Genomic DNA, 15,078 nt, shown 5'->3' with positions numbered 1-15,078 from the left:
AGCACGCCGCAGCACACGCTTCATCGCCTTCCGAGGATTTCTCATGGAACAGCTGCCTGCGCAAATGACCGTGGTCGCCATCAGCCAGCCCGGCGGACCCGAGGTGCTGAAGCCGGAGACGCGGCCGGTTCCGAAGCCCGGCCCCGGCGAGATCCTGATCAAGGTCAAAGCCGCAGGTGTGAACCGGCCCGACGTCGCGCAGCGCTCCGGCAGCTACCCGCCGCCGCCCGGTGCCAGCGACCTGCCGGGCCTGGAGGTCGCCGGCGAAGTCGTGGCGCTCGGCGAAGGCGCTGTCCGGCACAAGCTCGGCGACACCGTGATGTCGCTGGTCGCCGGCGGCGGCTACGCTGAATATTGCATCGCGCAGGACGCTCAGGCCATGGCGGTACCACCCGCGCTGTCGATTCTGGAGGCCGGAGCCCTGCCCGAGACCCTGATGACGGTCTGGCACAACGTGTTCGAGCGCGGCGCCCTGAAGGACGGCGAGACCCTGCTCGTGCACGGCGGCTCCTCCGGCATCGGCACGATGGCGATCCAGCTCGCCAAGGCGTTCGGCGCCAAGGTGCTGGTCACCGTCGGCTCGCAGGACAAGGCGGGCGCCTGCGTCAAGCTCGGCGCCGACCGCGCCATCAACTACAAGACGGAAGACTTCGTCGCCGTGGTGAAGGAAGCCACCGGTGGCAAGGGCGCCAACGTCATCCTCGATATGGTCGGCGGCGACTACATCGAGCGCAACTACGACGTGGCCGCGACCGATGGCCGGATCGTGCAGATCGCCTTCCTGGGCAGTCCCAAGGCGACCGTCAACTTCGTCAAGTTGATGGTGAAACGTCTCACCCACACCGGCTCGACCCTGCGGCCGCGCAGCAATGCCGATAAGGCGGCAATGGTGGCCGCGATCGAGGCCAAGGTGATGCCGTTCCTGCGTGAAGGCCGCATCAAGCCGCTGATGGACTCGACCTTTCCACTGGTGGATGCAGCAAAAGCGCATGCACGCATGGAGACGAGCCAACATATTGGCAAAATTGTGTTGGAAATCTAGGCGCGGTCTAAACAGAGCGTGTTTGGAAACTCTTTGATTTTCCTCGCTTTCGTGCCAATGATCGCGCACATCTGAACCGTGCCTGGAACGGCTCCATTCGCCTGCGACGACGTCTTTCGAATTGGCTTGTTGCGCTCTGAGTTGGTGTCGAACGCGGAGATTTGACATTGCGTCTGATCAGGTGCCTTGCGTCACTGGCGCTGGGTCTCGTGATGTGTGGTGCCGTTACCGCCGCGCGGGCCGTTGACGCCGTCAGCGTTCGCAGCGACGCGCCTGCCATCGACCTCACCGGCATCCTCGATCATCAGCGCAGCGAAAACGACCGCATCCAGGTCTCGACCGCGCCGGGCACCGACGGCATCGTCCGCCGCATCGAGGTGCGCGCTCGCGAGGGCGGCCAGCACTGGATCGTGTTCGCGCTCGCCAACAATACCGACGACCAGCTCGACCGCCTGATCGTGGCGCCGCATTACCGCGTGGTCGGCTCCGGCGTGTTCTGGCCTGATCTCGGCCTGTCGCGCATCGCCACCATCACGCCCTCGATCGGCGACCTGCCGGAGCGGCAGGAGAGCCCGACCGCCGACGTCTTCCGCGTCACGCTCGATCCCGGCTCGGTCGTCACCTTCGTGGCCGAATTGCGCACCGACAAGCTGCCGCAGCTCTATCTGTGGGAGCCCGAGGCCTACAAGGACAAGGTGAACTCGTTCACCTTGTACCAGGGCATCGTGATCGGCATCTCCGGCCTTCTCGCCCTCGTGCTGACGATCCTGTTCGTGGTCAAGGGCAGCATCATGTTTCCGGCCGCCGCGGCGCTGGCCTGGGCGGTGCTGGTCTATATCGGCGTCGACTTCGGCTTCTGGGGCAAGGTCCTGGACATGTCGAACAATGCCGAGCGCGTCTGGCGCGCGGCGGGCGAGGCGATCCTCGCCGCGACCTTGCTGGTGTTTTTGTTCGCCTATTTGAACCTCTCGCGCTGGCACGTTCGCTACTCGCACATCACGCTGGGCTGGCTGTTCTTCCTGGGCTCGCTGGTCGCGGTCGCGCTGTTCGATCCGGCGGTGGCCTCGGGCATCGCGCGGATGTCGCTGCTCCTGATCGCCGTGCTCGGCTTCGCGCTGATCGTCTATCTCTCCAGCCACGGCTTCGATCGCGCGGTGCTGCTGATCCCGACCTGGTTCCTGCTGACGGTCTGGGTTGCGGCCGCCGGCATGACGGTCGCGGGCCAGGTCACCAACGACATCGTCGGCCCCGCTTTGCTCGGCGGCCTCGTGCTCATCGTGATGCTGATCGGCTTCACCGTGATGCAGCACGCCTTCGCCGGCGGCGGCGCCACCACCGGCATCGTCTCCGACGTCGAGCGCCGCGCGCTGGCGCTGGCCGGTTCCGGCGATTTGATCTGGGACTGGGACGTCTCCGCCGACAAGGTGTTCACCAGCCCGGAGACCGAGAGCCTGCTCGGGCTGAAGCGCGGCACGCTGGAAGGTCCGGCGGCGAAATGGCTCGAGGTGCTGCATCCGCTCGACCAGGACCGCTTCCGCGCCGCGCTCGACAGCGTGCTCGACCAGCGCCGCGGCCGCCTCGTCCAGGATTTCCGCCTGCGCACGCCCGACGGCCACTTCATGTGGTTCGCGCTGAAGGCGCGCCCGGTGGTCGGCTCCGACGGCGAAGTGTCCCGCGTCGTCGGCACGCTCACGGATGTGACCGAGTTCAAGAACGCCGAGGAGCGCCTGCTCCACGACAGCGTCCACGACAATCTGACCGGCCTGCCCAACCGCAAGCTGTTCATCGACCGCCTCGCCGCCGTCGCCAATTTCGCCAAGACGATGCCGACCCTGCGGCCGACCCTGATGGTGATCGATCTCGACCGCTTCAAGCAGGTCAACGATTCCGTCGGCATCGCGGTCGGCGATTCCATCCTGCTGACCCTGGCGCGGCGGCTGTCGCGTATCCTCAAGCCGCAGGACACGCTGGCGCGGCTCGCCGGCGATCAGTTCGGACTGATTCTGCTGTCGGAGCAGGACCCCGCCCGCATCACGGCGTTTGCCGAGACCATCCGCAAGACCATCCGCGCGCCGATCGCCTTCAACGAGCGCGAGATCTTCCTGACCGCCTCGATCGGGCTCGCTTTGTCCGATCCGCAGACGCAGCTGTCGGAGGACATCATCAAGGATGCCGAGCTTGCGATGTATCATTCCAAGCGCATCGGCGGCGACCGCATCGACGTCTACAAGCCGGCGATGCGCGCGCGCAAGAACGACCGGCTGACGCTCGAGAGCGAGCTGCGCCGCTCGATCGAGCGCCAGGAGATCACGATCCTCTACCAGCCGATCGTGCGGCTCGAGGATCGCTCGATCGCCGGCTTCGAGGCTTTGGCGCGCTGGGATCATCCGAAGCTCGGCCGGATGTCGCCGATCGAGTTCATCACCATCGCCGAGGAGATCGGCCTGATCGTCGATCTCGGCACCTTCGTGCTCGACCAGACCGCGCGGCAGCTCTCGGTATGGCAGCGCGCGACGCGGCTGCGCGAACCGATTTTTGCCAGCGTCAACGTCTCGTCGCGCCAGCTGCTCCGCCACGACCTGATCCACGACATCCGCTCGGTGCTGGCGCGCTCATCGGTCGCGCGCGGCTCGCTCAAGATCGAGCTGACGGAGTCACTGGTGATGGAGAACCCCGAGCACGCCGCGCAGATGCTGGCGCGCATCCGCGAGCTCGGCGTCGGTCTCTCGATCGACGATTTCGGCACCGGCCACTCGTCGCTCGCCTATCTGCAGCGTTTCCCGTTCGACACCTTGAAGATCGACCAGTCCTTCGTCCGCACCACCGCGCGCGGCACGCGGCCGGTGATCCTGAAATCGATCATCGCGCTGGCGCACGATCTCGGCATGGACGTCGTGGCGGAAGGCGCGGAGTCGGACTCCGATGCCGTCGAGCTCTACCAGCTCGGTTGCGAATACGCCCAGGGCTACGCCTTCGGCGAGCCGATGGACGCCGACGCCGCCATGCGGCTGCTGACGGAAGAGCGGCTGGAAGCGGCGAGCTGATCCGCTCATCGGCCGCGGCCGGCGCGAGACAGGTCCGGCCGCCCGACATCCCCAGGATGTATCTTTTCTTTTCGATTGCTTGAGGTAGACTTACCGCAGTACCGCGTTCGCGTGCCGGCTGCGTGTGGCCGATGCGTCCTGGTGCGACAGGAGGCTCACGGCAGTGCCATCCGCGACGAGTCTAGTCGGATTCGAACCGCGACAGCGCCGCGAGCGCGCGGCGGTAGTTCTCCGCGCCGAGCCGCCGCGCCACCCGCTTCTCATGCGCGGCAACGGCCGCATTGGCCTTCTTCAGCATCATGCGGCCGTGCGGCGTCAGGCCGAGCGCGTGGGCCCGGCGGTCGTGCTCGGCGCGCTCGCGCACGATCAGTCCGGCCCGCTGCAGGCCGTCGAGCAGCCCGACCATGCGCGCGCGCTCGATACCGAGCGCCCCCGCGATCGCGATCTGCGTGGCGCCTCGGTTGGCGGCGATCGTCTCCAGGATCGAATAGCCGATGACATCGAGGTCGATTGCCGCCAACGCGGCATTGACGTCGCGGAAGATCCAGTGCTGCAGGCGGCGGACGAAATAGCCGAGATGGTTCTCGAGCTCACCGAGACGGATTTCGGCGTCCTGCCTGGCTCCATCTTTGTGCGCTCCGGCACTCGCGCTCTTGGACATCAGGGGCTCGCTGACATGGGGCATTCCTGCGTAGACCGCTGCACTCTTGCGCACAAGCCGCCGCAATTGGTCACATCCACAATAATTGCAAACCACAACTATTCTGTTAGTCTCGCGTCCAACAAATACAGATGGGAGGGGAACGGTCATGCCGGCATCGATGGCGACGGCTGCCTGCATTGCGACGGCAATGCGGCGGCGCAATGCAGCTGATCGCGGCAGGGGCCGCGCCGCATCTCCCCTTGCCGTCGCGCGCTCTCCATGGATGACCGACCACCGCGCGGAGGTGCGCCATGGCTGAAGCCGAAGCGCGCCGCGCCGCCGCACCGGCGATGTTCGCGGCGCCATCGATCGAGGCGTTGAAACGCGACGACGGCGCGATCATCCTGCGCTCGCGCATGCCGCTGCTGCCGACGGTGCGCTGCACCGGCGAGTGGCTGGAGCATTGGGGCCGCCATTATCCCGACCGCACCTTCCTGGCCGAGCGCCGCGGCGACAGCTGGACCTGGATCACCTATGGCGAGACGCTCGCGCAGGTGCGCGCGGCCGCGTCCTGGATGCTGACGCAGGGGCTCGGCCCTGACCGTCCGCTCGCGATCCTCTCCGACAACAGCATCGCGCATGCCGTGCTGGCGCTCGCCGCGCAGCATGTCGGCATTCCCGTCTGCGCGATCTCGCCGGCCTATTCGCTGATGTCGACGGATCACGAGAAGCTGCGCGCGATGATCCGGCTGCTCGATCCCGGAGCCATCTTCGTCGCGCAGCGCGAGCCGTTTGCCCGGGCGCTGGCGGCCATCGAGGGCCTGCATCACGCGCCGATCATCGCCGGCGACAGCGGCGGGACGAGCGCTGTCGCGTTGCAGAGCGTGCTTGCGACGAAGCCGGGCCCCGAGGTGGAGAGCGCCTTTGCCGCGGTGACGCCCGACACGATCGCAAAGCTGCTGTTCACCTCGGGTTCGACCGGACAGCCCAAAGCCGTGATCAACACGCATCGGATGCTGACGATGAGCCAGCAGGCCAAGGGCCAGCTCTGGACCTTTCTGCGCGAGGTCGAAGGCGGCCCTGTCATCGTCGACTGGCTGCCCTGGAGCCACACCTTCGGCGCCAACCACAACTTCAACCTGGTGCTCGCCCATGGCGGCTCGATCTACATCGATGGCGGCAAGCCCGCGCCCGGCCTGTTCGAGACCTCGCTTGCGAATCTGCGCAGCATCGTGCCGACGATCTACTTCAACGTTCCGCGCGGCTTCGACATGCTGATCACGGCGCTCAGGGCGGACGACACGCTGCGGCAGAAATTCTTCTCCGGCGTGCGCTGCATCCTCTATGCCGCGGCGGCGCTGCCGCAAAATCTCTGGGACGCGCTCAACGAGATGAGCCGGGCCACGATCGGCCGTCCCGCCCCGCTGGTCTCGGCCTGGGGCGCCACCGAGACCTCGCCGCTCGCGACCGACTGCCACTTCTTCGCCGAGCGCGCCGGAAACATCGGCGTGCCGATCCCCGGCACGGAGCTCAAGCTGGTGCCAGCGGGCGAGAAGCTCGAGGTGCGCATACGCGGATCGAACGTCATGCCGGGCTATTGGAAGGCGCCGGACATCACCGCCGCCGCCTTCGACGAAGAAGGCTTCTACAAGATCGGCGATGCCATGAAGCTCGCCGATCCCGATCATCCCGAGCGTGGCCTATTCTTCGACGGCCGCATCACCGAGGATTTCAAGCTCAGCTCCGGCACCTGGGTCAATGTCGGCGCGCTGCGTGTCGCCGGCATCTCGGCACTGGCGCCGCTGGCGCAGGACATCGTCATCGCCGGACACGGCACCGACGAAGTCCATTTCCTGATCGTGCCCAACATCGCCGCCTGTCGTACCCACGCCGGCCTTACAGACAGCGCGACAGCCGGCGATATCCTGGGACACGCGTCGGTGCGCGAAGCCGTCGCACAGGGGCTTGCCAAACTACGCGCCGAGGCAGTCGGCTCGTCACGCTATGCCGCGCGTGCGCTGCTGATGGCCGAGCCACCCTCCCTCGATGCCGGCGAGATCACCGACAAGGGTTATATCAATCAGCGCGCCGTGCTGACGCGCCGCGCTCATCTCGTGGCAAGGCTGCAGGACGACGCCGCGCCCGAAGTCATCAGGCCAACGCCCAATTGAGAGAACAGCGCCGCGTCGCGCATCCATCCCGCAACCCGTCGGGTCGGCCTGAAATTCCGTAGAACTACGTGCCGGACAACCTCCGTTCGGCATGATGCTACCATGCGCACTTAACCGGGCATCAACCGCGATTCCTTAAAGTCGTTCGCAATCAGCCCTCCTCTCGCGCCCCGGTATCTCCATGGCTCAGCCGCGTTTCTCTCTTGCGCTTCGCATCTACGCGATCATCGGCCTGTCCTTTTGTGGACTCCTCGGGCTCGCGGCCACGCAGACGCAGAATCTCGAAAGCTCCCTGAAGGAGCAGCGGCAGAGCGAGCTGGTCCATCTGACGCAGACCGCCCTCAGCATCGCCCGCGAGGAACATGATGCGATCGCGCGCGACAAGGTGGCGCCCGAGCTTGCACAGAAGAAGGCAGCGGAGCGGATCGGCAAGCTGCGCTACGGCAGCGGCGACTACTTCTGGATCAACGACATGACTCCGAAGATGGTCATGCATCCGATCAAGCCGGAGCTGAACGGGCAGAGCCTTGCCGACAACAAGGATCCGACCGGCAAGCGGCTGTTCATGGAGATGGTCGATGTCGTCAAGCGCCAGGGCGCCGGCGTCGTCGACTACATGTGGCCGAAGCCCGGCAAGGACGCGCCGCAGCCGAAGATGTCCTATGTCGCCGGCTTCGAGCCGTGGGGCTGGATCATCGGCACCGGTGTCTATGTCGACGATCTCGAAGCGCAGATGTGGGAGAGCAAGCGCGGCGTCTTCATCACGGCCTTGCTGGTGATGCTGGTCATCGGGTCGATCACGCTGATCATCGCCCGCCGGATGTCCGCGGCATTGGCCTCGATGGGCGCTGCGTTGAACGAGCTGGGTCACGGCAATTTCGATATCAAGCTGCCGGGCCTCAATCGCAGCGATGAGCTCGGCGACATGGCGCGTTCGATCGAACAGTTCCGGCTGAAGACGGAGGAAAAGGCACGGCAGACCGCGATGCTCGAGGACGAGCAGCGCCAGGTCGCCGAGCGCGTCAAGAGCAAGGCGCTGCAGGAAATGGCCGAAGCGGTCGAGCTGGCGGCGAGCACGGCGGTCGGCGAGGTTGCCGACGGCACCGGCCACATGGCCAAGAACGCGAAATCGATGACGGAGAGCGCACTGACGCTGGAGCGCAATTCGAGCAGCGTCGCCGCTGCCGCCGAACAGGCGCTCGCGACCACGCAGACCGTCGCCAAGGCGTCCTCGCAACTCGCGGCCTCGATCTCGCAGATCTCGGCCCAGGTCAGTTCCTCGCGTGAGCTGACCCGCAAGGCGGTCGCGACCTCGTCCGAGGCGCAGGCGACGATCGCCAAACTGTCGGAAGCCGCCGACAAGGTGGGAGCCGTCACCAGCCTGATCAGCGAGATCGCGGGGCAGACCAACCTGCTCGCGCTGAACGCGACGATCGAAGCGGCGCGCGCCGGTGACGCCGGGCGTGGCTTCGCGGTGGTCGCCTCCGAGGTGAAGTCGCTCGCCGAGCAGACCGCCAAGGCCACCAGCGAGATCGCGCAGCAGATCGCCGAGATCCAGGAGTCGACACGCGCGTCGGTGACCTCGATCGGCGCGATCGGCGAGGTCATCCGCAACGTCGAGGCGGTGTCGTCCGGGATCGCCGACGCCATCCAGGCGCAGAACAGCGTGACCATGGAGATCTCGCGCACCGTCGAGGAGACCTCGGCGGCGGCCCGCGAGGTCGCCAGCCAGATCGCCGAGGTCTCGCGCGAAGCCAGCGAGGCCGGCCGTCGTTCGACCGACATTCGCGACGGATCGAGCACCGTCGCCGAAAAGGTCCAGCGCCTGCGCACCGAGCTGGTCCGGGTGATCCGGACCTCGACCTCCGATGTCGACCGCCGCCTGTCGACGCGGCTCAACATCAACCGTCCCGGCACGCTTCAGGTGAATGGCGAGGCGATCGGCATCACAGTGCGGAACCTGTCGCTCGGCGGCGCGCTGCTCGAGCAGATCCCGGTGCGGCTGTCGGTCAACACGCCGGTGACGCTTGCGATCACGGGCATGGTGTCGGATCTACCGGGCACGGTGACCCGCGTCGGCGATCGCACCGCGCTGGTGCAGTTCACGCTCAACGCCGAGCAGTCGGCGCGCCTGACGGGCATCATTTCCGAACGCCAGGCGGCGTGACGCCAAGGCGATGACAAACGCCGCGATCTCGGTGCCAGCCTCCCCTGAAGGGGAGGGCTATCGCATATGGAAATGCGGAGCCTTACCAACGAGCAATCCTGCCAATTAGTTACTCCGTCATGCCCGGGCTTGTCCCGGGCATCCACGTCGTTCTCAACATGCCGACCGACGTGGATGGCCGGGACAAGCCCGGCCATGACGGCGCGGAAAGAGAATGCGAATTAATGGAACGCTTCGTTCCTCTGGCTCAACGGAAATGGCAGGCGACGAGATGGCCCTCGTCGCTGGCCTTCAGTGGCGGCACTTCCTTGCTGCAGACGTCCTTGGCAATGGGGCAGCGAGTGTGGAAGTGGCAGCCGGACGGCGGATTGATCGGGCTCGGCACTTCGCCCTTCAGCCGGACGCGCTTGCGCTTCACGCTCGGATCGGGGATCGGCACCGCCGACAGCAGCGCTTCGGTGTAGGGATGCTTCGGTGTCGAATAGAGCTGGCGTGACGGCGCGGTCTCGACGATGCGGCCGAGATACATCACAGCGACGCGGCGGCTGATGTGCTCGACTACCGAGAGATCATGGGCAACGAACAGATAGGCGATGCCGAACTTCTGCTGCAAATCCTCGAGCAGGTTGATGACCTGGGCCTGGATCGAGACGTCGAGCGCGGACACCGGCTCGTCGCAGATGATCAGCTTCGGCTCGACCGCGATGGCGCGCGCAATGCCGATGCGCTGGCGCTGGCCGCCGGAGAATTCGTGCGGATAGCGCGTCATGTGATCGGCCTGCAGGCCGACGGTCTCCAGCAGATGAACGATGCGCTCTTCGTATTGCTGCCGCGAGGACGCCAGCCCATGGATGGTCAGCGCCTCGCCGATAATGGCGCCGATGGTCATGCGCGGATTGAGCGAGGCGTAAGGGTCCTGGAAGATGATCTGGATGTCGCGGCGCAGCGCCCGCAGGCTCTCGCCCGAGAGCGAGATCACGTCCTTGCCCTCGAAGGTCAACTCGCCCGAGCTCGGCTCGATCAACCTGAGCACGCAACGGCCCGTGGTCGACTTGCCGCAGCCGGATTCGCCGACCAGGCCGAATGTCTCGCTCGGCTCGATGTGGAAGTTGACGCAGTCGACCGCGCGGACGCTGCCGATCTGGCGTTTCAAGAGCCCGCCCTTGATCGGGAACGCCTTGGTCAGGTTGCGCACCGTGAGCAGCGGCGCCGATGCGGCAACGGGAGCAGTGACAGCTTCGGTCATCACGACAACGTCTCTTCGGCGCGGATGCACGCCACCTTGTGGCCGGGCTCGATCTCGCGCAGCGGCGGCTGCGCAAGCTTGCACTCGGGGATGACGAAGCGGCAGCGCGATGCGAAGCGGCAGCCTTGCGGCGGATTGACCAGCTTCGGCACGCTGCCGGGAATGCTCTCCAGCCGGCTCTTCTTGACCGCCGCGAGATCGATGCGCGGGATCGAACGGATCAAGCCCTGGGTGTAGGGATGGCGGGGATTTGCGAACAGCCGGTCGACCGGCGCCTCCTCGGCCACCCGGCCCGCATACATCACGACCACGCGCTCGGCGACCTCGGCCACGACGCCCATGGCGTGCGTGATCAGCATGATCGACATGCCGAGCCGCTCCTTCATGTCGAGCAGCAGGTCGAGGATCTGCGCCTGGATCGTCACGTCGAGCGCGGTGGTCGGCTCGTCGGCGATCAGGAGTTTTGGATTGCACGACAGCGCCATCGCGATCATCACGCGCTGGCGCATGCCGCCGGAGAAATGATGCGGATAGTCGTGCACGCGGCGCTGCGGATTGGGGATCTGCACCAGCGCCAGCATCTCCGCCGCACGATCCATCGCCGCCTTCTTCGAGAGCCCCTGATGCAGCCGGATCACCTCGGCGATCTGGTCACCGACCGTGTAAACCGGGTTGAGCGAGGTCATCGGCTCCTGGAACACGATCGCGATCTCGCTGGCACGGATGCGATTGAGCTCGGAGGTCGGCAGCGGGACGAGGTCCCGCCCCTGCCACAGTATCTGACCGCCGGCGATGCGGCCGGGCGGCATCGCGATCAGCTTCAGCACCGACATCGCGGTGACAGTCTTGCCGGAGCCGGACTCGCCGACGACGCACAAGGTCTCACCGCGATTGATGGTGATGTCGACGCCGTCGACGGCCTGAACCTGACCTTCGTCGGAGTTGAAATAGGTCTTGAGCCCCTTGATCTCGAGGAGGGGCGTGACACGAGCATCCATCACATCACCTTCCGCGGATCGAGCGCATCGCGCAGGCCGTCGCCGATGAAGTTGATCGCGATGACCGTGAGGAAGATCGCGCCGCCGGCGAACAGCGCCCAATGCGGCGCGATGTCGAGATAATCCTTGGCGTCGAACAGCAGCCGGCCCCAGGTCGGAATGTCCGGCGGGAAGCCGAGGCCGAGGAACGACAAGGTCGATTCCGCGATGATCGCGGCGGCCACGTCGATCGTGCCGGCCACGATCACCGGCCCGAGCGCGTTCGGCAGGATGTGGCGGACGATGAGACGCAGATTCGACGCGCCGAGCGCGCGCGCCGCCTCGACGAACTCCTTCTCGCGCAGCGACAGAAACTGCGCGCGTACCAGGCGCGCCACCGGCATCCAGCGGAAGCCGCCGATGACGAGCACGATCAGCACGAACACGCCGCCTTCAGGGCCAAGCCAGCCTTTGAGGAAGTCGCGGAACAGATAGATGATCAGCAGCAGCAGCGGCAGTTGCGGCAGCGACAGGAACAGGTCTGTCAGCCACATCAGCGCGGCATCAACCGGCCCCTTCGCGGTGCCGGCGAGTGCGCCGACGACGATGCCGACCAGCAGCGCCACGCCCATCGCCGCGAAGCCGACGGCGAGCGAGATGCGGCCGCCATAGATCATGCGCGCCAGGAGATCCTGGCCGAGATCGTCTGTGCCGAACGGATGCTCCCAGGACGGCGGTGCGAGGCGCGCGGTGAAATCGATCTCGTTGATCGGAATCCGCCACAGGAACGGGCCGAGCACGATCGACAGCGCGAGCAGCAGCAGCACGACAATGCTGGCCGCCGCGAGGCGGTGACGGAGGAAGCGGCGGAGCGCGTCGCGGCCCGGCGAGAACCGCCGTTTGGGCGATGCGGCGACCGGCGCCGTCTCAACGGAAGGAGATGCGTGGGTCAAGCCAGCCATACAGGATGTCTGCGATGAGGTTGAAGAGGACGACGAGGCAGGCGAACACGAAGGTCACGGCCATGATGACCGGCGTATCATTCGCAAGGATCGCGCTGATCAGGAGCGAGCCGATGCCGGGAATGCGGAAGATCTGCTCGGTGACGATGGCTCCGCCGAACACCGTCGGCATCTGCAGCGCCACCAGCGTGACCACCGGGATCAGCGCGTTGCGCACGACGTGCTTGACGATGACCTTGCGCTCGTCGAGGCCCTTGGAGCGCGCGGTCGTGACGTAGTCGAGCTTGATCACGTCGAGCACGGCCGAGCGGACATAGCGGGTGTAGGACGCCGCCTGATAGAGGCCGAGCACCGTGATCGGCATGATCGCCTGCTTGATGCTCTCCCACCACCATTGCCATCCCGTGGCCTGCAGATCGGCGCGATAGACGAACGGCAGCCAGCCGAGATTGACGCTGAAGATCAGGATCAGCAGCAGGCCGGTGAAGAAGGTCGGCAGCGAGAAACCGATGAAGGCGAAGGTGTTGGCGATCTGGTCGAAGATCGAATAGGGCCGTCGCGCCGCCAGCACGCCGACCGGCAGCGCCACCGCGAGCGCGAGGATCTGCGCGGTGCCGACCACATAGAGCGTGGTCGGAATCCGCTGGAGGATCAGGGTGTCGACATTGACACGGCTGGCGAAGGAGAAGCCCCAATCGCCCTGGAACATGGCGAGCAGCCAGCGCACGTAGCGCACCAGCACGGGATCGTTCATCCCGAACTTGATGCGCAAGGCCTCGCGCACCTCGGGCGGCACGTTCGGATTGCTCGCGAGCTCGCCGAACGGGTCGCCCGGCGCCAGCGCGAGCAGCACGAACAGGATGAGGCTGATGCCGAGCAGGCTCGGCAAAGCGACGATGAGGCGCCTGAGAAGGTAGTTTCCCATCGCTCCACCCCTACGATGTCTGGCTGGTCATGCGGGCCGCGCGTCAGCTCGCCCGATGCCAGGTCGCGATGAACGCGAGGTCGTTGTCCCAGCCGCTCTTGTACAGCACCATGCCGTTCTTGACGCCGATGACGTTGAGCCGGTTGATCTCCGGCAGCACGTAGTTGTCGCGCACGACGAGGTCGTTGAGCTTGATGAAGTGCGCGGCGCGCTTGACGGGATCCAGCTCGCTCTGGGCCAGCTTGTAGGTCTCGTCATAGTCCTTGTTCTGCCAGCGGCAGACGTTGCGGCCCTGCCACTTGTTCTCCTTGGTGGCGCACTCCCACGAGGTGAACTGGTTCATGAAGAACTGCGGATCGGCCTGCGGCATCGTCGTCTGGTACATCTGCATGTCGCAGTAGAAATGCGAGTAGGTGTCGGGGTTGGCGACATCAGAGGAGAAGAACACGGAGGCCACGACCGACTTCAGCTCGACATCGATGCCGGCCTTCTGACAGGCCTGCTTGATGATCGCCTGGTTCTTCTGGCGCGGGCCGTTGATCGAGGTCTGGAACACGAATTTGAGCGGCTTGCCGTCCTTCTCACGAATGCCGGAGGAGCCCTTCTTCCAGCCGGCGGCGTCGAGGATCTGGTTGGCCTTCTCGATCGAGAACTCGAACGTATTGTTCTTCGAGCGGAAGCGCTCGGGATTATTGAGGAAGTTCGGCGTCGCGACGCCGGCGCGGCCATAGATGAACTTCTGCACCGAGGCGCGGTCGATCAGCAGGTTGAGCGCCTTGCGCACCTCGGGATCGGAGAACAGCGGATGCTTGGTCTTGAGACTGGCGCGCTCGCCGTCCACCTCGGTGTTGGGGTCGGTGACGTTGAGGCCGATATATTCGATGTGGCCCGTCAGCGTGAGATCGGCCTTGCCCTGGCCGCCGGCCTCGAGCTTCTGAAGGATCTCGTCCTCGACCTGCAGATTGTAGGCGTAGTCATACTCGCCGGTCTGCAGCACCGCGCGCGCCGCCGACACCGCGTCGCCGCCGCCCTTGATCTCGACCGTGTCGAAATAAGGCTGCGTCGGAACGTGATAGTCCGGGAAGCGCTTGCCGGCGACGGTGTCGCCCGGCTTGAAGTCCACGAACATATAGGGGCCGGTGCCGATCGGCTTCAGGTTCGCCGGCGCCTCGCGCGACTTGCCGCCGATGTAGTCCGCAAAATGGTGCTTGGGAATGATGCAGCCGAACGACGCCACGAAGCCGTCGGCCCAGAACGGCGTCGGCTGCGGGAAGATCAACTTCACCGTGAGGTCGTCGATCTTCTCGATCGCCTTGATGTTCTTGTAGCTGCCGATCGAGACCGCCGAGGTCTCGGGATTGTTGGCGTATTCCCAGTTGAAGATCACGTCGTCGGCCGTGAACGGCTTGCCGTCGTGCCACTTCACGCCAGGCTTCAGCTTCCAGGTGACGGACAGACCGTCGGCGGCAAGACCGCCGTTCTCCTTGCTCGGGATTTCGGCCGCCAGAATCGGAACGAGATTGCCTTCCTTGTCCCAGCCCGCCAGCGGCTCGTAGAACAGGCGGCAGGCCTCCTGGTCCTTGGTGCCGATGGCGAAATGCGGATTGAGCAGGGTCGGCGCCTGCCACAGCAGAAGCTTGAGCGGACCGCCGCCGCCGGCCTTGGTCGGCTTGTAGGGAATGGCGTCGGCGGCCACCGCGATGCCGGAATAGGAGAGCATGGCGCCGGCCATCGGCGCGGTCAGCCCCACGGCAATCATCCGCTGCACAAATTCGCGCCGCGACAGGCGTCCCGCTTTGACATCAGCGATCTGGTTACGGAGGTCACGCTCGTTCATTCAATCGGCTCCAAGCTGGTGCTGATGCCCAAAAAAACGCGCCCCGCGATGCATCGGCGCGGAG

10 protein-coding genes are annotated in these 15,078 nt (G+C 65.7%); 4 read left to right on the top strand and 6 right to left on the bottom strand.

Translation table 11 applies throughout. The features are described from left to right. Window positions 1–43 precede the first annotated feature (43 nt). Both ACQR0Z_RS04220 and ACQR0Z_RS04215 read left to right on the top strand, forming a co-directional pair. Entirely contained in the window at window positions 44–1,042 is a 999-nt protein-coding gene (locus ACQR0Z_RS04220) for an NAD(P)H-quinone oxidoreductase (RefSeq protein ID WP_434917772.1), read from the top strand. Window positions 1,043–1,209: 167 nt separating this feature from the next. Continuing rightward, window positions 1,210–4,086 (top strand): EAL domain-containing protein, encoded by a 2,877-nt coding sequence (locus ACQR0Z_RS04215; RefSeq protein WP_434856251.1) that lies wholly within the window; start codon window positions 1,210–1,212, stop codon window positions 4,084–4,086. A 181-nt stretch (window positions 4,087–4,267) separates the two neighbouring features. Here the strand turns inward: ACQR0Z_RS04215 and ACQR0Z_RS04210 are convergent, their stop codons facing one another. Then, window positions 4,268–4,747: a MarR family winged helix-turn-helix transcriptional regulator gene (locus tag ACQR0Z_RS04210; protein ID WP_434917771.1), complete on the bottom strand. Its 480-nt coding sequence runs from the start codon at window positions 4,745–4,747 to the stop codon at window positions 4,268–4,270. Window positions 4,748–5,040: 293 nt separating this feature from the next. On the opposite strand from ACQR0Z_RS04210, the gene ACQR0Z_RS04205 reads away from it, so the two are divergent. Further along, window positions 5,041–6,900, top strand: coding sequence for a feruloyl-CoA synthase (locus ACQR0Z_RS04205; RefSeq protein ID WP_434917770.1), 1,860 nt, complete (start codon window positions 5,041–5,043; stop codon window positions 6,898–6,900). A 181-nt stretch (window positions 6,901–7,081) separates the two neighbouring features. After that, window positions 7,082–9,067 (top strand): cache domain-containing protein, encoded by a 1,986-nt coding sequence (locus tag ACQR0Z_RS04200; protein ID WP_434877945.1) that lies wholly within the window; start codon window positions 7,082–7,084, stop codon window positions 9,065–9,067. Window positions 9,068–9,314: 247 nt separating this feature from the next. On the opposite strand, the gene ACQR0Z_RS04195 is transcribed toward ACQR0Z_RS04200, so the two are convergent. The 5 genes from ACQR0Z_RS04195 to ACQR0Z_RS04175 are packed head-to-tail and all read right to left on the bottom strand — an operon-like array spanning window position 9,315 to window position 15,014. Further along, window positions 9,315–10,313 (bottom strand): ABC transporter ATP-binding protein, encoded by a 999-nt coding sequence (locus ACQR0Z_RS04195; RefSeq protein ID WP_434917769.1) that lies wholly within the window; start codon window positions 10,311–10,313, stop codon window positions 9,315–9,317. After that, window positions 10,313–11,311 (bottom strand): ABC transporter ATP-binding protein, encoded by a 999-nt coding sequence (locus ACQR0Z_RS04190; RefSeq protein WP_434856256.1) that lies wholly within the window; start codon window positions 11,309–11,311, stop codon window positions 10,313–10,315. Before ACQR0Z_RS04190 ends, ACQR0Z_RS04195 begins: the two co-directional genes overlap by 1 nt. Then, window positions 11,311–12,252, bottom strand: coding sequence for an ABC transporter permease (locus ACQR0Z_RS04185; protein ID WP_434856257.1), 942 nt, complete (start codon window positions 12,250–12,252; stop codon window positions 11,311–11,313). The genes ACQR0Z_RS04190 and ACQR0Z_RS04185 overlap by 1 nt, the downstream gene beginning before the upstream one ends. Then, window positions 12,218–13,177: an ABC transporter permease gene (locus ACQR0Z_RS04180; protein WP_434856258.1), complete on the bottom strand. Its 960-nt coding sequence runs from the start codon at window positions 13,175–13,177 to the stop codon at window positions 12,218–12,220. The genes ACQR0Z_RS04185 and ACQR0Z_RS04180 overlap by 35 nt, the downstream gene beginning before the upstream one ends. Window positions 13,178–13,220: 43 nt before the next feature. Then, a complete protein-coding gene (locus ACQR0Z_RS04175) occupies window positions 13,221–15,014 on the bottom strand; it encodes a peptide ABC transporter substrate-binding protein (protein ID WP_434917768.1) in 1,794 nt (597 codons plus the stop codon). Window positions 15,015–15,078 lie beyond the last annotated feature (64 nt).

The sequence above is a fragment of the Bradyrhizobium sp. HKCCYLS3077 genome (assembly GCF_051167555.1).
Taxonomy (GTDB): domain Bacteria; phylum Pseudomonadota; class Alphaproteobacteria; order Rhizobiales; family Xanthobacteraceae; genus Bradyrhizobium.
The sequence above is the reverse complement of the archived record's forward strand: the minus strand, read 5'-3'. Positions and strand labels throughout refer to the sequence as shown.